We start from the raw sequence: 19,437 nt of genomic DNA, 5'->3' as shown, positions 1-19,437 counted from the left end.
GCGTGGGGACAATCGTCCCGGGCCGGTACTGGTGTGGAGGCGACGATGGGGCACGCGTACGGGACGACGGCGTACGGAACGATGGCGGGCACGCCGGAGGGACGCGGTGGATGGCGGGAGATCGGGCGGCGCTACGCGCTGCTGCCGTTGCGCGTCTTCCTCGGCGTGACCTTCATCTACGCGGGGCTCGACAAGCTCACCGACGACGCGTTCCTGTCGGCGACCGGCACCGGGTCCATCGGGGAGCTGATGAGCGCGGTGCGGGACAACTCGGCGATCCCAGGCCTCGTCGACCTCGCGCTGAAGAACCCCGAAGGGTTCGGCTACGCCATGGCCTTCGGTGAGCTGGCCGTCGGGATCGGCATCCTGATCGGGCTGCTGGCGCGGCTCGCCGCCCTCGGTGGGGCGTTGATCTCGCTGAGCCTGTGGCTGACCGTGAGCTGGCAGACCGAGCCGTACTACTACGGCAACGACCTGGCCTATCTGATGGCCTGGCTGCCGTTCGTGCTGGCCGGTGCGTCGGTGCTCTCGGTCGACGCGCTCCTCGCGGCGCGCCGTCGCCGGATGCTGTAGCCGGCGAAGGACGCGACGCCGGCCAGGAGCAGGCCGCCGAGGACGACGACCGGGGCGACGAACCACGCGGCTTGCCATGACCCCGCCGTGTCCCCGAGCACGATCGCGGCGGCGGCGAGGACGGCCGCGCCCGCGATCAGCCGGGCGGGGCGGAACTCATGAACGAACTCACGACTGGCCTCGCGACTGACCTCATGACGTGGCACGGGTGACCTCCACCTGTCCGATCCCGACCTTGAGGTCGAGGTCCAGCGTGCCCGCCGACCGCGCACCGGCGGGCGGGAGGAGTGTTCGGGTGCGCTGCTGGTCCGGGGCGACGTCGGCGTCATTCGGCCTGTCGCCGGGCAGCCGGACGTCACCGAGACCGGTGGCGGCGGTGACGTTCACCGTCGCGTCCCTGGGCACGATGACCTTCAGCTGTCCGGCGCCGACCTCGGCCTCGGTGCGCAGCGACGTCTTCGCGGGGATGACCACACGGCCGAGGTCGAGGGTGCCGACGCCCGTGCCGAGCTGGTAGCGGGACTCGACGCCGGCGACCGTGGCGGGGCGCCACTCCGTGCGCATCCACTCGGTGCTGATCTCCCTGGGCAGTGCGGAGGCAGCCGCCAGCAGGAGGGCGGTGACGACCGTCATGAAGATCGTGCCGCCGCCGGTACGCCCGACGAAGCTGCTGATCGCCAGGCCCAGGCCGAACACGGCCAGGGCGCAGGCGAGCCCGGTCTGCAGGCTCGTGCCCAGCGGCTGGCCGCCCCAGGACAGCGTCGTGCCCAGGGCGCCCGCGACCAGGGCGAGCAGGAGGACGAGGCCGCCGATGGAGCGTGGTCCGCGCGGCCGGGGAGGGGCGGGGCGGGGGCGGACCGCGCCGTGGCGGGGTGCGGCGGGGGCGCCCACCGCGTCCGCGGGGCCCCACAGATAGCCGGTGGCGACCGGTCCGGTGGAGCCGTCCTTGATGATCGGGTCGCGCCACCACGACGGGCTGCCCGGTGTCGGCGGAGCCATCGTCTCGGGGGGTGCCTCCGCCACCGCGTGCGCGGTCGCAGGGTCGAGGGGGCCGCCCTCGGGCGTGATCAGGGTGCGCCGCTGCGACCAGACGGCGGCGCCCGCGACGGCCAGGGTGAGCAGCGCGGAGAAGGCGAGCGTGCCGCCGTTGCCGAGCATGGACAGGAAGCCCGCGCAGCCGAGGAGGGCCATCAGCACGGCCAGCAGCGCCGCGCCGTCGACGCGGCCCGACAGCGCCCGCCGCGCCTCGTTCTCGTCCTCGCCGTCGAGGGGGATCAGCAGCCAGGCGAAGCCGTAGAAGATCAGGCCGATGCCGCCGGTCACCGAGAGCACGCCGATCGCGATGCGGAAGATCACCGGGTCGATGCCGCAGAACCGGCCGAGTCCGCCGCACACACCGGCCACGACCTTGTGCCGAGGGTCGCGGCGCAGCTGGGGCGCCGGGTCCGGCTGCCCGGGCTGTCCGGACGACGGCCCCGCGGGCGGCTGCTCGGGAGGCTGTCCCGCCGGCGGCCGGCCCGCGGGCGGCTGCTCGGGTGGCGGCTGCTCCGGTGGTGACGAGGGCGGCGGAGCGGTCGGCTGAGTCATGACTCCATGGTGACGGGCCTCTTCCCACTCACGCAGCCGCCGGAACCCTGGCCCTTCCCTGATATTGCCCCCGTCCCGCCGGTCAGGGTCGCAGGTCGCGGCGTATGCGGGGTCAGGGTCGGTTTCAGGGACTGCCCTGATGTCCGCGCCCGTGCGGACATGTGACGATCGACGCATGTCAGCCGCCCGTGCCGCCACCCGTCTGCCGGAGACCGAAGAGCCGCCTCCCGTCCGCAAGCTGTATCGCAGCGCCGACGGCCGCTGGCTCGGCGGTGTCGCGCGCGGACTCGCGGGACATCTCGGGCTCCCCGTCGTCTGGGTGCGGCTCGTCTTCCTCGGCCTGTTCATGGCGAACGGCCTGGGCGCGCTGCTGTACGCGGTCTTCTGGATCGTCGTCCCGCTCGGCGTCGGGGGCAGGGCGACCGCCGAGCCGAGGCCCGTCTTCGAGACGACGCCGGACGGCAGACGACGACTGCGCAAGCCCGACACGGGCCAGCTGTTCGCACTGTTCGCGCTGGTCATCGGAGCCATCGCGTTCATGGGCAGCGTCGAGATAGGCGGCTCGGCCAACCGCTATGTGTGGCCGCTGCTGCTGATAAGCGCCGGTGTGGTGCTGGTGTGGCGGCAGGCGGACAACGCCCGCCGGGCCCAGTGGGCCGGGGACGGGCGGCGGCGCCGGCTGCTGCAGCTGGCGCGGGGACTCGCCGGGGTGGCGCTGGTCGGCGTGGGTCTGACCGTCTTCATGGTGGTGCGAGGCTCGGCCGCTCAGCTCGGCAATGTCCTGACCGCGGCGATCGCCGTGATCGTCGGCGTCGGTCTGCTCGCCGGACCATGGCTGGTCCGGATGACCCAGGACCTCTCCGCGGAGCGTCTGATGCGCATCCGCGCCCAGGAGCGGGCCGAGGTCGCCGCCCATGTCCACGACTCCGTCCTGCACACCCTCACGCTGATACAGCGGAACGCGGACGACGCGGGTGAGGTGCGCAGGCTCGCCCGTGCCCAGGAGCGCGAGTTGCGCAACTGGCTCTACAAACCGGAGGGCACCGGCAAGGAGGAGGACGAGGAGCCGACGACGCTCGCCGACGCGGTGAAGAAGTCGGCCGCCGAGGTCGAGGACAAGCATGGTGTTCCGCTGGAGGTCGTGGTCGTCGGCGACTGCCCGCTCGACGAGAAACTGACCGCACAGATGCAGGCCGCGCGCGAGGCGATGGTGAACGCGGCGAAGTACGGTGGCGAGGGGGGTGCCGTGCAGGTGTACGCGGAAGTCGAAGGCCGTACGGTATTCGTCTCCGTCCGTGACCGGGGGCCCGGCTTCGACCCGGACGCGGTACCGGAGGACCGGATGGGCGTACGAGAATCGATCATCGGCCGGATGCAGCGCAACGGCGGGACGGCACGCCTGCGTTCCGTCCCGGGCGGGGGCACGGAAGTGGAGCTGGAGATGGAGAGGGCGGACGGATGACCGAGCAGACCGACGGAGCAACGGGCGTCGCGGAGCGTCGCGTACGGGTCGTGCTCGTCGACGACCACCGGATGTTCCGCGCCGGGGTGCAGGCCGAGATCGGCCGGACCGACGAGACGGGCGTCGAGGTGGTCGGCGAGGCCGCCGACGTCGACCAGGCGGTCACGGTGATCACGGCGACCCGGCCCGAGGTGGTGCTCCTCGACGTCCATCTGCCGGGCGGCGGCGGGGTCGAGGTGCTGCGCCGCTGCGCGAGCCTGATGGCGGCCACCGAGCACCCGGTGCGCTTCCTCGCGCTGTCCGTGTCGGACGCCGCCGAGGACGTGATCGGTGTGATCCGCGGAGGCGCCCGCGGTTACGTCACCAAGACCATCACCGGCACCGATCTCGTCGACTCGATCTTCCGGGTGCAGGAGGGCGACGCGGTGTTCTCGCCGCGGCTGGCCGGGTTCGTGCTGGACGCGTTCGCCTCGACGGACGCGCCGCCGGTGGACGAGGACCTGGACCGGCTGACCCAGCGGGAGCGGGAGGTGCTGCGGCTGATCGCGCGCGGGTACGCGTACAAGGAGATCGCGAAGCAGCTCTTCATCTCGGTGAAGACGGTCGAGTCGCATGTCTCGGCGGTGCTGCGCAAGTTGCAGCTGTCGAACCGGCACGAGCTGACGCGGTGGGCGACGGCGCGCCGACTGGTCTGAGGCGGGGGCGGGGCGGAGCGGGGCGGGGCGGGCTCGGTCCCCGGGGGGTGACGGGCGCCCCGCCCTGTCAGTGGGGGCTGCGATGATCCACGGCATGAGCGACTCGACCTCCGTGACGTGGCCCACCGACCTGTCGTCCGCCGTCCGGCTCGCGCAGACGTTGCACGACATCGAGTGGGGCTGGAACCGACCCGACATCGAACGGCTGGTGGACGCGCACCCCGACTGGAAGATCCGCAGGGAGTTCGCCGACTGCCTCGTCGCCGGTCTGGAGCCTTCCCGCGGCTACGGGAGCCCGTTCGGCCCGGAGTTGTTCCTCGACGCCCTCGAACCCAAGAGCAAGCACTACGTGCGGGCGCGCCTGCCCTTGCTGGAGTTCCACCTCCCGACGCCCGGCGACGAGCGTGGGCGCGCGCTGGAGCAGCTGTCCCGGGCACTCGAGAGCATCGGTGCGCCCACCCGGGTACCGGCCTGCGCCGACGGGTTCGGTCTGCGCTGGCAGTCCGGCGAGCGCACGATGCTCCTGCAGAGCAACGAGCGCCGCGCATGGATTTCCGTCCAGCCCGTGGTGCGGCGGGCCGAGCACATCGGCCCGGAGCTCCTCGCCGTGATCGCCGCCCTCGTGCCGCTCCTCCACGACCGGGCCGACGGCTGCTGCGACCGTACCGATGTCGAGCAGCGCGTGGCCGAACTCCCCGGCTGGTCCGTCGACTTCGCCGACACGCACGCCCATGCCCGCGTCAGCACCGCCGACCCGGACTGCCAGGTGTCGTTTCTCGGCATGGGCGGGCGGGGCCACACGTACGACCACCTGGGGCTGTACCGGTTCGAGCAGGACCCGGGCCTGGAGCGGCGCCGCGAGGTCTTCGGCGAGGTGTACCGGGCGATCCGCGGCGTCATCGGTGAGCCGACCCTCTACGGCGGCGGTCCCGACGGTCCCGATGTCCGCTGGCGGAACGCAGGGAAGGACGCCCGTGTCCTGCGCCTGCGCGCGGACAGCCTGCGGGTGTGGGTCGAGACCTGCCCGGCTGACGAGCTCGAGGAAGAGGAGTTGACGACCTTCGAGCACGGCGGCCCCTCGGGAGGCCCGGACGGGCCCAGCGACTTCCCCCGGCTGCCGTACACCTGGCAGCTGGTCCTGCACGGTCCCGGCGACACAGCCACCTACCTGCCGGGCGGCCGGCTCGCCCTGACCATGCCGCACCTCCAGGAGGCGCTGGAGACGCTGCTGAAGGTGTGGATCGAGCAGTTGCCCGTCCAGCGCCCCGGCGAGAAGGTCACGTTCACCATCGCGAGCCGCGGGATCAGCGGAGGGATGTCCTTCACCTACGACACGGTCAAGGGCATCCTGCTGCGCGTCGGCAGCCGTGACGGCGACCCCGCCGCGGCGGCGGCTGCGATGAGCGCGGTGGGCTGGCAGCCTTCGGGGCGCCGCTGGAAGGCCGAGTTCAAGAACCCGACCGAGCGGACGGCCACCGAGGTGGCCACGCTCGTCGTCACCGAACTCGCGGCCCGGGGGGTCACCGAGCCGTACCGGGAGATCACCGCGAAGCGCGTGGGCATCGGCACCCCCACCCACGGCGCCCATGGATTCTTCCGGGCGACGGGACTCGGCATCGAGAGGGCCTGACGGAACAGGAACAGGAACAGGAACAGGAACAGGAGCGGAAGGAGACGCTGTCGACGGCATCAGGCGACGCGGGTCGCGCCGGCGAACGGCATCTGGTCCATCGGCGCGACCCTGACCGGCGCGCCGGGCCGGGGGGCGTGGATCATCTGCCCGCCGCCGATGTAGAGGCCCACATGCGAGATGCCCGAGTAGAAGAAGACCAGGTCCCCGGGGGCCAGTTGGGAGCGTGGCACGCTGCGCCCCGCGTTGATCTGGGTGTACGTGGTGCGGGGGAGGGACACTCCCGCCGAGCGCCACGCAGCCTGCGTGAGACCGGAGCAGTCGTACGCGGACGGCCCGGTCGCCCCCCAGACATAGGGCTTGCCGAGTGCCCCGTAGGCGTAGGCGATCGCCTGTGCGGCACGGGAGTTGGGGGCGGGAGCCGGGGCGCCGGGGGCCGGTGTGCCGCGCGTGGAGTCGCGGTCGGCCCGGGGGACGGGCGTCCCGTCCGTGGCCTGGTACGCGGCGCGCTGCTCGGCGGTGAGCCGTGCGAGGTACGCCTCGGCCGCCGCGAGCTTCTCGCGCACCGTGGTCCGGTGCCGGGCCAGCTCCGCCCGGCGCGTCGTGAGGGCGGTCAGCCGCTCGCCGGCCTCCGCCCGCACTTGCGCGAGTTCCCGCTGCTGCCGCTGGATCCCGGCGATCGTGGCGGCCTGCCGCTCACCGATGCGATCGGCCAGCTCCGCTCCGGCCAGATAGCGGACGGGGTCGGAGGTGAGCGCCAGCTGCATGGCCGGGTCGATGCCGCCCGACCGGTACTGCGCGGTGGCGAGCGAACCTAGGCCGTTCCGGGCGGCGTTGAGCCGCTGCGTACGCCGGGCGGCCTCGTCGCGCAGCTCGTCGAGCGACTCGCGGGACTGGTCGACGGCCTCCTTCGCGCCGTTGTACTTCTCGGTGGCCTCCTCGGCCTCCTGGTACAGCTTGTCGGCCTTGGCCTTCAGCTGACCGGGTGTGGGGCGGGGCTCGGCGTGCCCGGAACCGTCGAACGCGGTGGCGGTCGCGGCACCGGCAAGCGCGAGGGTGAGGGCGGTGCGGGCGGCGGGGCCGGTGAGCGTGCGCTGCTTGGGTTTGCGGTGCGCTGCCACGAGGGGCCAGTCCTTCCGGGGTCCGGTAGGTCACCCCGTACGAGGTGCGAGGTACGACGTGTGCGGTACCGGGCACGGGGCGCGGATCCGGCGGCGGAACGCACGGGGGAGCGGACCACCGCCGGATCTTTTCGGCGGGGGCGACCGACTTGCCGCCGGGATCAGGAGCGGCGGTGAGGCGTCGGCCACCTGGGGAAGGACGCTAAACCTCCGGGTGGTGGAGGAGCTGCGCGATGACCGGTATTAGCCGGAGATGGACCGGCTGGGGTCAGGTTCGGACCGTACGGTTAGGCTCCGGTGCCATGGACGTACTCATCAATGTCTTCGTCGCCCTGCACATCATCGGAATCGCGTCGCTGCTCGGCGGCTTCCTGACCCAGATGAAGTCGATGAGCGCCGGAACCGCGCGCTTCACGCCCGCGATGCTGCACGGTGCGCTGACCATGCTGATCACGGGCGTGGCGCTGGTGGGGCTGAACCAGGCGGACGACCAGGAGGTGAACAACCTCAAGATCGGCGTCAAGCTGGCGGTGCTGGTGGTGATCCTGGCCCTCGTCTACGTGAAGCGGGACGAGGAGAAGGTGTCGAAGGGGATGTTCAGCGCGGTGGGTGGCCTGACGCTGGCGAACATCTTCATCGCGACGCTCTGGACCTGATCCGGCCGGGGGTCTGGGGGTTGTCCCCCAGGAATGTCGGCATCGCGACGCTCTGGACCTGATCCGGCCGGGGGCCGGCGACCTGATCCGGTCGGGGCCCCGGGCTCAGGAGGGGCGGACGCTGCCGTAGATGGGCATGTAGTAGATGGACTCCTCGCGGACGTTCGTGCCCGGCTTCGGGGCGTGGATCATGATGCCGTCGCCCTTGTAGATGCCGACGTGGCTGATGTCGTCGTAGAAGAAGACCAGGTCGCCGGGGAGAAGATCCTTCGTCGCGACGCGCTGCCCGACCTTCACCTGGTCCCAGGTGGTGCGGGGGAGGTCGACGCCGGCCTCCTTCCAGGCGGCCTGCGTGAGTCCGGAGCAGTCGTACGAGCTGGGGCCGGTCGCGCCCCAGACGTACGGCTTGCCGATCTGGGCGGCCGCGAAGGCGAGGACCTTGGCGGTTTTCGCGGCGTACGTGCCGCTGGGGCTTCCACTGCCGGTGCCGGTGCCGGTGTTGCTCTCCGGCTGCTGTTCGGGCTGTTGCGCCTGGCGCTCGGCCTCGGCCTTCGCCGCCGCTTCCGCTTCCGCCTCGGCCTTCGCCTCGGCCCGGCGGCGGGCCTCTTCCTCCCGCTTCCGTTCCAGCGCGGCGAGCCGGGCCTTCTCCTCCGCGCTCAGCTGCGACAGGAGCGCCCGCGCCTCGCCGAGCTTCCGCTGCACGCTCTGCTTGCTCGTGCGCAGGGCCTGCTGTGAGGCGGTGAGCGCCTCCAGGCTCTTCGTCGCCCGCACCCGCTCCTTCGCCGCCGCGGCCTGCCGGGTCTCGAACTCGGTGATGGCCTCGCGCTGCTGCTCGGTGAGCCGGTCCATCAGATGGGCCTGGTCGAAGTAAGCCTGCGGGCTGTCGGCCAGGAGCAGCGCCGTGGTCGGCGTGATCGCGCCGCCGGTCCGGTACTGCGCGGCCGCGTACTGGCCGAGCGTGCGCCGGGCCTCGTTCAGCGACTCCGTGCGCCGGGCGGCGCCGTCGAGCAGTCCGTCGACCTCACGACGCTGCTTGGCGGTGGCTTCCTTCGCCCGGTTGTACTCCTGGGTGGCCGAGCCGGCCTGCCGGTAGAGGTCGTCGACCTTCCTCTGGACCTCTTCGACGCTCGGCCTCGGCTCGGCGTGGGCGCTCTGGGCCGGGAGCAGCGTGACGGAGGCGAGGGCTGCCGTCGTGAAGCCGACGGCGGGGGAGTTCGTACGTGAACCCGTACGGGGGCGCGGCTTGCGATGCGACGCCAAGGCCGGCAGCTCCTTCCGTGGACCGCCTCCGAACTCCCTTGCCGGGATGTCGGATTCGGCGCGAGCCGCCCGATTGGCGTTGTTCGCCGTTGGGAGTACGGGCTGCCTGGGCGAGCACGCTAGCCACAGTGTGGTGCTGCTGTGAAGGTCGATGTGCGATATGCCCGATACATTTTCGTTATCTTTGCGCAGGGTGCTCAGTTGACTCCGCACGGTGACGGGGGTGAGTGTCGCGAAGGCGGCGGCGGGCTGTCGGTGGGGCGGCCTAGACTCGTAGAGCGATGAGCAGCCTCTTTGACGACAGCTTCCTGGCGGACCTCCAGCGCACACCGGCATCGGAGGAGCACCCGCCGCCCGAGCACGACGACCACGACGAGCACCTGCCCGTCGAGGAGGTCCCGCACGACCTCTTCGAGGGCGCCTTCGACGTGCCCCCGGCGCGCGACGCGTACTACCGCGACGGTGCGCCGCGTCCCGCCGTGGACCCGGCCGCGCTGCTCGACGGGCTGAACGAGCAGCAGCGCGCCGCCGTCGTGCACCACGGATCGCCGCTGCTCATCGTGGCCGGTGCCGGCTCCGGCAAGACCCGGGTGCTGACGCACCGGATCGCCCATCTGCTGGCGACCCGCCACGTCCACCCCGGCCAGATACTGGCGATCACGTTCACGAACAAGGCCGCGGGCGAGATGAAGGAGCGCGTCGAGCACCTCGTCGGTCCGCGCGCCAATGCCATGTGGGTCTCCACCTTCCACAGCGCCTGCGTCCGCATTCTGCGCCGGGAGAGCAAGCGGCTCGGCTTCACGTCGTCGTTCTCGATCTACGACGCCGCCGACTCGAAGCGGCTCATGGCCCTGGTCTGCCGCGACCTGGACCTCGATCCGAAGAAGTTCCCGCCGAAGGCCTTCAGTGCCAAGATCTCGAATCTGAAGAACGAGCTGATCGACGAGGAGACCTTCGCCGACCAGGCCGCCGACGGCTTCGAGAAGACGCTCGCCGAGGCGTACCGGATGTACCAGTCGCGGCTGCGCGAGGCCAACGCGCTGGACTTCGACGACATCATCATGACCGCCGTCCACCTCCTCCAGGCGTTCCCGGACGTCGCCGAGCACTACCGGCGACGGTTCCGCCACGTCCTGGTCGACGAGTACCAGGACACCAACCACGCCCAGTACACGCTGGTGCGCGAGCTGGTCGGCACGGGATACGAGGATCTGGACCCGGCCGAGCTGTGCGTCGTGGGCGACGCCGACCAGTCGATCTACGCCTTCCGCGGTGCGACCATCCGGAACATCCTCCAGTTCGAGGAGGACTACCCGGACGCGACGACGATCCTGCTGGAGCAGAACTACCGCTCGACACAGACGATCCTCTCCGCCGCCAACGCCGTCATCGAGCGCAACGAGAGCCGCCGCCCCAAGAACCTGTGGACGAACGCGGGAGCGGGCGCGCAGATCACCGGCTACGTCGCCGACACCGAGCACGACGAGGCACAGTTCGTCGCCGACGAGATCGACCGGCTGACGGACGCGGCCGAGGCGAAGGCGGGCGACGTCGCTGTCTTCTACCGGACGAACGCGCAGTCCCGTGTCTTCGAAGAGATCTTCATCCGCGTCGGCCTGCCGTACAAGGTCGTCGGCGGCGTGCGCTTCTACGAGCGCAAGGAGGTCCGGGACGTCCTGGCCTATCTGCGGGTGCTGGCCAACCCCGAGGACAACGTCCCGCTGCGCCGGATCCTCAACGTCCCCAAGCGCGGCATCGGCGAGCGCGCGGAGGCGATGATCGACGCGCTGGCCCTGCGGGAGAAGATCACGTTCCCGCAGGCCCTGCGCCGCGTGGACGAGGCGTACGGCATGGCCGCCCGTTCGGCGAACGCCGTCAAGCGCTTCAACACGCTGATGGAGGAGCTGCGCACGATCGTCGAATCGGGCGCCGGGCCCGCTGTCGTACTGGAGGCCGTGCTCGAACGGACGGGGTACCTGGCGGAGTTGCAGGCGTCCACCGATCCTCAGGACGAGACCCGTATCGAGAATCTTCAGGAGCTGGCCGCCGTCGCGCTCGAATTCGAGCAGGAGCGCGGAGCCGCGGAGGGCGCGGAAGCGGGTGCGGGTGCCAGTGCGGGTGCGGGTGCCGGTGCGGGTACGCCGACGCTCGCCGAGTTCCTGGAGCAGGTCGCGCTCGTCGCCGACTCCGACCAGATCCCGGACGAGGACGAGGAGGGAAGTGGTGTCATCACGCTGATGACGCTGCACACGGCCAAGGGCCTGGAGTTCCCCGTCGTGTTCCTCACCGGCATGGAGGACGGCGTCTTCCCGCACATGCGGGCGCTGGGCCAGACCAAGGAACTGGAGGAGGAGCGCCGTCTCGCGTACGTGGGGATCACGCGCGCCCGCGAGCGGCTCTATCTGACGCGGTCGTCGATGCGGAGCGCCTGGGGCACGCCCTCGTACAACCCGCCGTCGCGCTTCCTGGAGGAGATCCCGGACGCGCACCTGCGGTGGAAGCGGACGGGGCCGATGGCCGCTCCGGCCGGGCCGACGTCCGGCACCGCCTCCTCGCTGTCGTCGTCGCTGTCCTCGTCCCGCTCGCGCTCCGGCCCTTCGGGCTTCGCGACACGGCGTACGACGGACAAGCCGGTGATCGGGCTGGCGGTCGGTGACCGGGTCACGCACGACCAGTTCGGTCTGGGGACCGTGATGGCGGTGACCGGGTCGGGGGCGGATGCGCAGGCGACGATCGACTTCGGCGACGCGAAGCCGAAGCGGCTGCTGCTGCGGTACGCGCCGGTGGAGAAGCTCTAGAGAGCGTGAGGCGGGCGGGGCGGGGCCCGGCGGCCCCGTCACGCGGCCCGCGTCGCGTCACTTGCCGGTCGGGGCTTGTGCAGGGGCTCTCGTTGGGCGGGGTTCGTGCCGGTCCCTCGACGGTCGGGACTCGTGCCGGCTCTTCGCCGGTCCGGGGTTCGTGCCGGGTCCCTCGACGGTCCGGCTGCGGGTGTCAGACCGGATTGAGGCCGTGGCTGCGCAGCCACGCCAGCGGGTCGACTGCGGAACCGCCGCCCGGTCGCACCTCGAAGTGCAGGTGCGGGCCGGTGGAGTTGCCCGAGTTCCCGGAGTACGCGATGGTCTCGCCGGCCTTGACCGAACCCGAGCGGATCTTGGTGCTGCTGAGGTGGCAGTACCAGGTCTCCGTGCCGTCGGCGGCGGTCACGATGGCCATGTTCCCGTAGGCGCTGTTCCACTGGGTGCGCACGGTGCCGTCGGTGGCGGCCTTCACGGGAGTCCCGTAGGAGACGGGGAAGTCGATGCCGGTGTGCATGGACATCCAGTTGACGCCGGCCTGTCCGTAGTACGCGCTCAGTCCCTGCTGGTCGACCGGGAGGGCGAACTTGGGGCGCAGCGCCTCGCGGCGCGCGGCCTCCTCCTCGCGCTTCTTGCGGTCGGCCTCCTGGCGGGCCTTGAGGTCGATGCGTTCCTGCGTACGGCTGGCACGGTCGCCGAAATCGCGGGCGTCGGCGCTCAGCGCGGCGAGCTGCGTGTCCATCTTGCTGTTGGCGGCGACCGGTTTGACGGACGCCGGATCGGCGGCCGTGACCACGGGTTTGGCGGCCTTCTTCTCCTCGCCGCCGGTGAGCCCGCTGACGGAGGCGGCCGCGACACCGGCGACGCCCATCACGCAGGCGGAGGGCACGGCCACGGTGAGGAGGGCCGAGCGCTTGGCGGGGGTGCGGCGCCGGCTGCGGCCGCCGTCGGCCCGGCGCGCGGGGCGGGGGGCGGGGACGACGAGCGCGGGGCCGGTTTCCGGTTCCCGTTCCGGCTCGGTGTCCGAGGTCAGCTGCTGCTCGGCTTCCGGCAGGGGCTCGGGAGCGGGCTCGATACCGGCGTCGTAAGTGGCCTCGTAACCGCTGTCGTACGCGGAGTTGTACTCGGCCTCGTACGAGGACGTGTACCCGGTCTCGTGCTCGGACTCGTAGAGGAACTCGGCCTCGGGAGTGAACTGTTCGGGGATGACGACCTGCGCGAGCACGGTCTCGGCGTCCGGGGCGGGGGCCTGGTACTCGGCGTATCCGCTCTGCCCGCTCTGTCCGTTCTGGTCGACGTAGTAGCCGGTGTAGTCCGTGTGCTCCGCGTACTGCGGGGCGGTGCCCGCCGAGTTCCAGGCGGTCGCGTCGTAGGCGCCCGTTTCGTACGAGGTCGTGTCGTACGCGAAGGTCGCCGCGGCTGTCTCGAACTGCCCCGTCTGATTCCAGGCGTTGGCGTCCCACTGGCCCGTGGCGTTGGCGTCGTAGGTGCCGTAACCAGCCGTCGTCGCCGACTGCCACTGCGTCGCGTCGTACTGCCCGCTGTGTCCGGAGTCGTAACTGCCGGGCATGGCGCCGAAGAGCGGGTCGGTGGCGAAGCTGCCGGTGGCGTAGGTGTCGTACCCGGCGTCGGGGTGCTGGTCGTTCACCAACTTCTCTCTCGCCTCGGCAACAGGACCAGGATTTCGGGGCCACCCGCGACGGGGGTTCCCGAGGAACGCAGTGGGCGCGACTGTACCCGGCGGTATGCGACGCCGACAATCTTCCGCAGGTTTTCCGCCTGGGGGAAACGGGCATTCGGCCGCCTTTCGGCGGACTGCGGGCAGAGCTTTGGCCTTACGTTCGAAGGGTGTTCGACAATGGTTCATCTGGGAGGGCGGGCGGGGGCGTCAGGCGACCGACACCGCTCCCGGGTTTCCGGACGCCGGAGCGGCGGACTCGAGCGCCTGGCGGATGCCCGCCGCGACAGCGGGATGCACCGGCAGCGCGAGATGACCGATGCCGCTCACCCGGACGTTCTCCGCGATCAGGTCGGGATGGTCGATACACGCCGATTCGAGCGGCACCATCAGCTGATCGAGGTCACTCCAGAAACTGACGAAACGGGTTCGGCACCCCGGGGCCGGCAGCCGCAGCTCCTCGAGCACGGCGGAGCCGGGGCGCATCTGGCGCACGATGGGGTGAGCGCTCGCGAGGGGGACGGCGCTGGTGCCCGAATGAGGGGTGCCGAGCGTGACGAGCGTACGGACGCGATGGTCGCCGCCGAGCCGCTGTACGTAGTAGCGGGCGATCAGGCCGCCGAGGCTGTGTCCGACGATGTCGACCTGGCGATGGCCCGTGCGGGCGCAGATCTCCTCGATATGGCGGCCGAGCAGCTCGGCGGCTGTCCGTATGTCACAGGTCAGCGGTGAGTAGTTCAGCGATTCGAGATGGCGCCAGCCGTGCCGGGCGAGGGAGCGGCGCAGGAGGACGAAGACGGAGCGGTTGTCGATGAAGCCGTGGAGGAGGACGGCGGGTGGGTGCGTTCGTCCATGGGTGGGCAGGGCCGGGGGCTCAGTCGGCTCGGTCGGCTCTGCGCCGGGGCCGGGGCGCTCGTGGCCCAGCCCCGAGGGGTAGAGGACCAGATGTCCGGCGAGGATGGCCAGCTCCAGCGCGGTGGCACGGAGCAGGGCGATCGACAGTCGTATCCGCAAGAACGGCAGGAGCCCCATGGCCGACCTCCGAATGGCGCACGGGACGACGACACCGTCCCCCGTATGCCCTCATGGGGTGGCCGACGGGCCGTACCCCCGCGCCGCGCGGCTGGCGGCACGGTGGCACGGCGACCAAGAAGCGGCTCCCGTGGCTCCCCTTGCGTACGTCCCTGCGGTGAAGGTGGCGGCTGTGGCGACTGATGCCACCCGATGCGGGTACGACGCATAGCGAACATGTCCCACGTGTGATTTCCCCCTCGCTATCCACCGTGAAACGGCCGGTTGCGGGATGCTGGAGATAACGTTCGTTCACTTCCCCGGCCCTTCCGGCGCGGGGTCCGTGCCCCTGGCGGCGCAGTCGGTATGTGGAGGCAGTGATGGGTGTGACCGGTCCGATCCGCGTGGTGGTGGCCAAGCCGGGTCTCGACGGCCACGATCGCGGCGCGAAGGTGATCGCGCGGGCGCTGCGCGATGCCGGTATGGAGGTCATCTACACCGGGCTGCACCAGACCCCGGAGCAGATCGTGGACACCGCGATCCAGGAGGACGCCGACGCGATCGGCCTGTCCATCCTGTCCGGCGCCCACAACACGCTCTTCGCGAAGGTGCTCGAACTGCTGAAGGACCGCGACGCGGAGGACATCAAGGTCTTCGGCGGCGGCATCATCCCCGACGCGGACATCGCCCCGCTGAAGGAGAAGGGCGTCGCGGAGATCTTCACCCCGGGCGCGACCACGGCCTCGATCGTCGACTGGGTCAACGCCAACGTCCGTCAGTCGGCCGACGCCTGACCTTCCTGGCGGCGACGGGCGACGGCGACGGCGGCGCGCACCGGTACCCCGGGGACCGGTGGCCCTGGCCCCCACGCCCCGCCGGGCCCCCGGGCCCCCGGGCCGGCACGCCCTCAGGTCCCCGGGGCTCACGCCCCGCCGGGCTCGGGCTCTACGGCCCCGTCGGGCCCCGGGCTCTACGGCCCCGTCGGTGTCAGCTCCGCGCGCATCGTCGCGCGCAGGCGCAGCGTCGAGACGAGGCGCTGGAACGCCTCGGACCAGTACCCGCCCGCCCCCGGCGACGCCCCCTCCGGCTCGTCCGGGGTCGCGGTCAGCAGCTCCAGACGGCTCGCCTCCGCCGGATCGAGACAGCGCTCCGCGAGGCCCATCACGCCGCTGAAGCTCCACGGGTAGCTGCCCGCGTCCCGGGCGATGTCGAGGGCGTCGACGACCGCGCGGCCGAGCGGCTCGGCCCAGGGCACCGGACAGACGCCGAGCAGCTGGAACGCCTCCGAGAGGCCGTGCGCGGATATGAACGCGGCGACCCACCGTGCCCGTTCGTCCTCCTCCAGCGCCGCCAGCAGCTTCGCGCGCTCGGCCAGCGACGATGTGCCGGGGCCGGTGGACGGAGGGGCGGAGGGGGCGCCTAGGAGAGCGCGGGACCACTCGGGGTCGCGCTGGCGCACCGCCGCCCGGCACCAGGCCGCGTGCAGCTCGTCGCCCCAGCCGTCGGCGACCGGCAGGGCGACGATCTCCTCGGCCGTACGTCCGCCGAGCCGCTCCGGCCAGGCCGACAGGGGCGCCGCCTCCACCAACTGGCTCAGCCACCAGGACCGTTCGCCCCGCCCCGAGGGCGGTGTCGGCACCACCCCGTCACGCTGCATCGCCGCATCGCACTCGTACGGCGCCTCGATGGCGATCCCGGCCGCGCCGTGTGCGCGGTCCAGGCTTACGCAGCCGGCGGCCCGGACGGCCATCCGGGCGGCGAGCGCGGAGTGCGGCAGCGCGGACAGCAGCTCGGCGGCGGTCGCGCGGACGTTGCGGCTTCTGTCGGACAGTGCCTGTTCCAGGAAGGCCTCGTCCGCGTCGGACAGTCCCGTGCGCAGCGAGTCGAGGAACATCAGCCGGTCCTCGGCGCGCTCGGTGGACCAGGTGGCGGCGAGCAGTGCGAGCGCCGCCGCCGGATCGTGCGCCCGTACGGCCGAGAGCAGGGCGACCCGCTCGGCGAACAGGCCCTCCTCCCACAGCCGCCGGACGGCCTCCGTGTCCTCAGGGGCGGGGAGCGCGTTCCCGCCCGATGTGGCGCGCAGGGCGAACTTCCAGTCCGTGTTGAACCGGGCGAGCCAGAGCCCGCGCGGTCCCGCGAAGCGCAGCGCCTGCGCGCGCAGATCGGTACGGGCCCGGGCGGCGTCGAGCAGCGCGGGCAGGGCGGCGGCCGGGGCGCGGTAGCCCTGGTCGTCGGCGGCGGCCAGCCACTGCGGCAACAGCTCCGTGAGGTCCGGCGCCGTGCCGCGCCTGCCGCCTCCGCCGGCGGGGGCGGACCGGTCGGCCAGCAACTGCGCGAGCCTGCGCCGGGCGGGCTCGGGCGGCATGGGCCGGTCGTCGTGCGGTGCGGGCTCCGGCCTGCCCGCGGCCGGAGCGGGCCGCAGCCCGGCCCGGCGCCGCACGGTGTGCAGCGCGGCTGCGTCGAGCAGAGCGACCGGCGCGTCCTTGCCGGGAGCCATGACATCGGCCGGCGGGGTGCGCCGGTCGGTGCCGAGAAGAGCGGAGGTGACGAGCTCTTCCCAGGCGGACGTGCGAGTGGTGCTGGTCATCGGGTCCTCCGTCGTGTGTTCCTGCGGCGGGGCGCGGCTGGGCGGCCGGGGCGCCGTCGGCTGCGGCGCCCGGACGCACGGTGCTCCGGCGGCCGACTCGCTGTCTGTCGGCAGTCGTGGCGCGGTGCGGCGATCCGTGGCGCCGCCTGCTCCTGCGGTGCGGGCGGCGGGCGGCTCGCCGCTTGTCCCGGTCGTGGCGCGGTGCGGCGATCCGTGTGCCCGCCGCGCCCGGCACCGGTCGTGGTGCGGTACGGCGGTCCGTGGCTCTGCCCACCCGGCAGCTGGTGCCGCCGTTGGCGGCGGACAGCGCCGTGCTCCGGTGGGGCGGGCGGTGGGCGGCTCGCTGCCTGCCGCCCGGCACGGTGCGCCGCCCGCGTCGCATCGTGATCAGGTGAGCGTGACCGTGTCCGTGGTCTCGTCGGACCAGGCTGCCAGCGGCGTGAATCCACGGTGGCCGCACTCTCCGAAGACCGTGACCGGGCGGCCTCCGGAGAGGGCGACGAGCTTCCACAGACCGGGCCGGGCGAGCGCGGTGGGCGCGACCGGCAGGGCGGTGTCTCCGGGGGCGTCGGCCAGCTGCCAGCCCGTGTCGCCGGGGACCGGTATGACCGCGGTCAGGGTGACCGGCCAGGAGTCCTGCCAGGGGTCGTCGCGCAGGGCCGCCCCGTACGCGGCGAGCGCGTCGGATGCGGAACCGCCCGGTGGTGGTGCCTTGATGGGGACAGGGGTGCCGAACTGCTCGCCCAGATCGGCCCGCAGCTGACCGGCTCCCGCGTACGGCACGAGCTCGGCGTCGAGCATCAGGCCCGTCGGCAGCGCCAGTTGTGGTGAGCGGCCGGCGGCGCCGAAGGACAGCAGCAGCGCCGACCGACCGGTCTCCCGCCCGTGCAGCCAGATACGCCGGGTGGTGATCTTGCCGTCCGTCGTGTCGTACTGCGCGAGCACCAGCCAGTCGTCCCTGACGGGTGGCCCCTCGGCCACCGCGGTCAGTCCGACCCTGGTGCGCACGGTGGCGGCCAGGGGCTCCGGCAGCCGCTCGATGTCCAGCCAGGCCCGGTCCAGGAGGTGGGTCAGCGCGCTCTCCTCCAGCAGGCGCGTCGGCCACCCGGGCCCGGAGCCGGGGATCGCGCCCAGCTCCCGCACCCTGCCCGCCAGTCCGGGCGCCTGCGCGTCCACCATGCGCGCGGCCGTCTCCTCCCACAGCCCGTACCCGGACTGCTCCGCCGCGGCCAGGCCGCCGCGGACCAGATCGGCCAGCCGCTGCTCCAGCTCCGTCGCCCCCGCCGTGATCCGGCCGGCTCTGCGCTCGGCTCTGCGCCGGGCTGCCTCGGGGTCGGCGGACCCGCCCTTCTCCTTCTTCTCCACCGCGCGCTCGCGGCGGCCGGCCAGCCATGCGTCGGCCCAGTCCGGCACCTCGGAGTCCCGGACGCCCTCCTCCCCGCCCGCCCAGAGCAGCAGCAGTCCCAGCGCGTGCTTGCACGGGAACTTCCGGCTCGGGCAACTGCATGTGTACGCCGGGCCCGTGGTGTCGACGATGGTCCGGTACGGCTTGCTGCCGCTGCCCTTGCACAGGCCCCAGACGGCTCCGGAGCCGCTGCTGCCCGTGCCGGACCACGGCCCGGCCGTGCCGAGTTTGCTTCCCGCCTTGCGCGACGGAGCGTCAGGAGCCAGAGCCAGCACCTGTTCCGCCGTCCAGCGCACCCCCTGCTGATTCATACCGAAGACGCTACGGGCCACCACTGACAATCCGCTCTGACCTGCGGTTTTGTCAGGTTCCATAACGACTTGACTTTACTTTGTCTTTGCGATTTTCTGCGGTTCTCAGCCACACGATCCAGGGGGGATCCCCGCATGAACCGCACCATCCGCACCACCCTCGGCACCCTTGCCGCCGCCGGCCTCCTCTTCGGCCTGTCCGCCTGCGACGCCGCCGTCGACTCGGTCGACAAGGCGCTGAATGAGGATTACGAGGTGACGTACGAGGTCACGGGCAAGAGCGTCGACTCGATCGAGTACAACGGCGGCGCGGGCAGCGCCACGGAGCCCAAGCTCGAATCGGTGCCGAACCCCACGCTGCCGTGGACGAAGACGGTGAAGCTGAAGGGCATCGAGGCCCCGACCGTCGTGCCGATCGCCCTGGACGCGGCCGGTGCCGATGTCAGCTGCAAGATCACCTACAAGGGCAAGGTCATCAAGCAGGAGTCGGGCGCCGGCGTCGCGGCCGCGACCGGCTGCATCACGGTCTCCCCGCTCGTCGAGTAACCGGCCTCCGCCGCCACTGAGTTCGGGCCCTGATCAGGGCCCCGGCCTGCGGAAACGGCTGATTGTCAGTGGCATGGTGCACGGTGGGAACCACATCCGGTCGATCGATCTGGAGGGGGA

At 72.0% G+C, this 19,437-nt stretch carries 15 protein-coding genes; 8 read left to right on the top strand and 7 right to left on the bottom strand.

What is annotated here, in order from left to right:
• Window positions 1-45 precede the first annotated feature (45 nt).
• Window positions 46-573: a DoxX family protein gene (locus ABT342_RS02370; RefSeq protein ID WP_502965438.1), complete on the top strand. Its 528-nt coding sequence runs from the start codon at window positions 46-48 to the stop codon at window positions 571-573.
• A gap of 192 nt (window positions 574-765) precedes the next feature.
• Here ABT342_RS02370 and ABT342_RS02365 read toward each other — a convergent pair whose 3' ends face one another.
• Complete coding sequence (locus tag ABT342_RS02365) at window positions 766-2,160, bottom strand: PspC domain-containing protein (protein ID WP_351565768.1); 1,395 nt, start codon at window positions 2,158-2,160, stop codon at window positions 766-768.
• 175 nt (window positions 2,161-2,335) lie between these two features.
• Between ABT342_RS02365 and ABT342_RS02360 the strand changes: the two genes are divergently transcribed.
• From ABT342_RS02360 to ABT342_RS02350, 3 genes are all read left to right on the top strand, one after another.
• On the top strand, window positions 2,336-3,622 hold the full coding sequence (locus ABT342_RS02360; protein ID WP_351565765.1) for a PspC domain-containing protein: 1,287 nt from the start codon (window positions 2,336-2,338) through the stop codon (window positions 3,620-3,622).
• Window positions 3,619-4,317, top strand: a complete 699-nt coding sequence (locus tag ABT342_RS02355; RefSeq protein ID WP_351565762.1) for a LuxR C-terminal-related transcriptional regulator — start codon at window positions 3,619-3,621, stop codon at window positions 4,315-4,317. Before ABT342_RS02360 ends, ABT342_RS02355 begins: the two co-directional genes overlap by 4 nt.
• Window positions 4,318-4,411: 94 nt before the next feature.
• Complete coding sequence (locus tag ABT342_RS02350; protein ID WP_351565759.1) at window positions 4,412-5,947, top strand: hypothetical protein; 1,536 nt, start codon at window positions 4,412-4,414, stop codon at window positions 5,945-5,947.
• 59 nt (window positions 5,948-6,006) lie between these two features.
• Here the strand turns inward: ABT342_RS02350 and ABT342_RS02345 are convergent, their stop codons facing one another.
• Window positions 6,007-7,068 (bottom strand): C40 family peptidase, encoded by a 1,062-nt coding sequence (locus ABT342_RS02345; RefSeq protein WP_351565756.1) that lies wholly within the window; start codon window positions 7,066-7,068, stop codon window positions 6,007-6,009.
• A gap of 302 nt (window positions 7,069-7,370) precedes the next feature.
• On the opposite strand from ABT342_RS02345, the gene ABT342_RS02340 reads away from it, so the two are divergent.
• Window positions 7,371-7,724, top strand: a complete 354-nt coding sequence (locus ABT342_RS02340) for a hypothetical protein (protein WP_351565753.1) — start codon at window positions 7,371-7,373, stop codon at window positions 7,722-7,724.
• Window positions 7,725-7,829: 105 nt separating this feature from the next.
• Here the strand turns inward: ABT342_RS02340 and ABT342_RS02335 are convergent, their stop codons facing one another.
• Window positions 7,830-8,984 carry a C40 family peptidase gene (locus ABT342_RS02335; RefSeq protein WP_351565750.1) on the bottom strand — a complete coding sequence of 385 codons (1,155 nt, stop codon included), beginning with the start codon at window positions 8,982-8,984 and terminating at the stop codon, window positions 7,830-7,832.
• 281 nt (window positions 8,985-9,265) lie between these two features.
• Between ABT342_RS02335 and pcrA the strand changes: the two genes are divergently transcribed.
• Entirely contained in the window at window positions 9,266-11,782 is a 2,517-nt protein-coding gene (pcrA, locus tag ABT342_RS02330; RefSeq protein ID WP_351565747.1) for a DNA helicase PcrA, read from the top strand.
• A gap of 193 nt (window positions 11,783-11,975) precedes the next feature.
• Here the strand turns inward: pcrA and ABT342_RS02325 are convergent, their stop codons facing one another.
• Together ABT342_RS02325 and ABT342_RS02320 are read right to left on the bottom strand one after the other, a co-directional pair.
• Window positions 11,976-13,427 carry a peptidoglycan DD-metalloendopeptidase family protein gene (locus ABT342_RS02325; protein ID WP_351565745.1) on the bottom strand — a complete coding sequence of 484 codons (1,452 nt, stop codon included), beginning with the start codon at window positions 13,425-13,427 and terminating at the stop codon, window positions 11,976-11,978.
• Between the two features lie 240 nt (window positions 13,428-13,667).
• Window positions 13,668-14,489 carry an esterase/lipase family protein gene (locus ABT342_RS02320; protein WP_351565743.1) on the bottom strand — a complete coding sequence of 274 codons (822 nt, stop codon included), beginning with the start codon at window positions 14,487-14,489 and terminating at the stop codon, window positions 13,668-13,670.
• Window positions 14,490-14,848: 359 nt separating this feature from the next.
• Here ABT342_RS02320 and icmB point away from each other — a divergent pair, with 359 nt between their 5' ends.
• A complete protein-coding gene (gene icmB, locus ABT342_RS02315; RefSeq protein WP_351565741.1) occupies window positions 14,849-15,262 on the top strand; it encodes a coenzyme B12-dependent isobutyryl CoA mutase small subunit in 414 nt (137 codons plus the stop codon).
• 176 nt (window positions 15,263-15,438) lie between these two features.
• Here the strand turns inward: icmB and ABT342_RS02310 are convergent, their stop codons facing one another.
• Window positions 15,439-17,055 carry a DUF5691 domain-containing protein gene (locus ABT342_RS02310; protein WP_351565738.1) on the bottom strand — a complete coding sequence of 539 codons (1,617 nt, stop codon included), beginning with the start codon at window positions 17,053-17,055 and terminating at the stop codon, window positions 15,439-15,441.
• A 387-nt stretch (window positions 17,056-17,442) separates the two neighbouring features.
• A complete protein-coding gene (locus tag ABT342_RS02305; RefSeq protein ID WP_351565735.1) occupies window positions 17,443-18,771 on the bottom strand; it encodes an SWIM zinc finger family protein in 1,329 nt (442 codons plus the stop codon).
• A gap of 135 nt (window positions 18,772-18,906) precedes the next feature.
• Here ABT342_RS02305 and ABT342_RS02300 point away from each other — a divergent pair, with 135 nt between their 5' ends.
• A complete protein-coding gene (locus tag ABT342_RS02300; protein WP_351565732.1) occupies window positions 18,907-19,317 on the top strand; it encodes an MmpS family transport accessory protein in 411 nt (136 codons plus the stop codon).
• Window positions 19,318-19,437 lie beyond the last annotated feature (120 nt).

Source organism: Streptomyces sp. NPDC000410, from assembly GCF_040300305.1.
GTDB lineage: Bacteria > Actinomycetota > Actinomycetes > Streptomycetales > Streptomycetaceae > Streptomyces.
Note: the sequence above shows the minus strand (reverse complement) of the source record. Positions and strands in the feature narration are given on the sequence as shown.

Bases quoted from the DNA above. Each gene is read 5' to 3' on its own strand.
- ABT342_RS02370 (WP_502965438.1), top strand. From the start codon at position 46: ATGGGGCACGCGTACGGGACGACGGCGTACGGAACGATGGCGGGCACG.
- ABT342_RS02365 (WP_351565768.1), bottom strand. From the start codon at position 2,160: ATGACTCAGCCGACCGCTCCGCCGCCCTCGTCACCACCGGAGCAGCCG.
- ABT342_RS02360 (WP_351565765.1), top strand. From the start codon at position 2,336: ATGTCAGCCGCCCGTGCCGCCACCCGTCTGCCGGAGACCGAAGAGCCG.
- ABT342_RS02355 (WP_351565762.1), top strand. From the start codon at position 3,619: ATGACCGAGCAGACCGACGGAGCAACGGGCGTCGCGGAGCGTCGCGTA.
- ABT342_RS02350 (WP_351565759.1), top strand. From the start codon at position 4,412: ATGAGCGACTCGACCTCCGTGACGTGGCCCACCGACCTGTCGTCCGCC.
- ABT342_RS02340 (WP_351565753.1), top strand. From the start codon at position 7,371: ATGGACGTACTCATCAATGTCTTCGTCGCCCTGCACATCATCGGAATC.
- pcrA (WP_351565747.1), top strand. From the start codon at position 9,266: ATGAGCAGCCTCTTTGACGACAGCTTCCTGGCGGACCTCCAGCGCACA.
- ABT342_RS02320 (WP_351565743.1), bottom strand. From the start codon at position 14,489: ATGGGGCTCCTGCCGTTCTTGCGGATACGACTGTCGATCGCCCTGCTC.
- icmB (WP_351565741.1), top strand. From the start codon at position 14,849: ATGGGTGTGACCGGTCCGATCCGCGTGGTGGTGGCCAAGCCGGGTCTC.
- ABT342_RS02310 (WP_351565738.1), bottom strand. From the start codon at position 17,055: ATGACCAGCACCACTCGCACGTCCGCCTGGGAAGAGCTCGTCACCTCC.
- ABT342_RS02305 (WP_351565735.1), bottom strand. From the start codon at position 18,771: ATGAATCAGCAGGGGGTGCGCTGGACGGCGGAACAGGTGCTGGCTCTG.
- ABT342_RS02300 (WP_351565732.1), top strand. From the start codon at position 18,907: ATGAACCGCACCATCCGCACCACCCTCGGCACCCTTGCCGCCGCCGGC.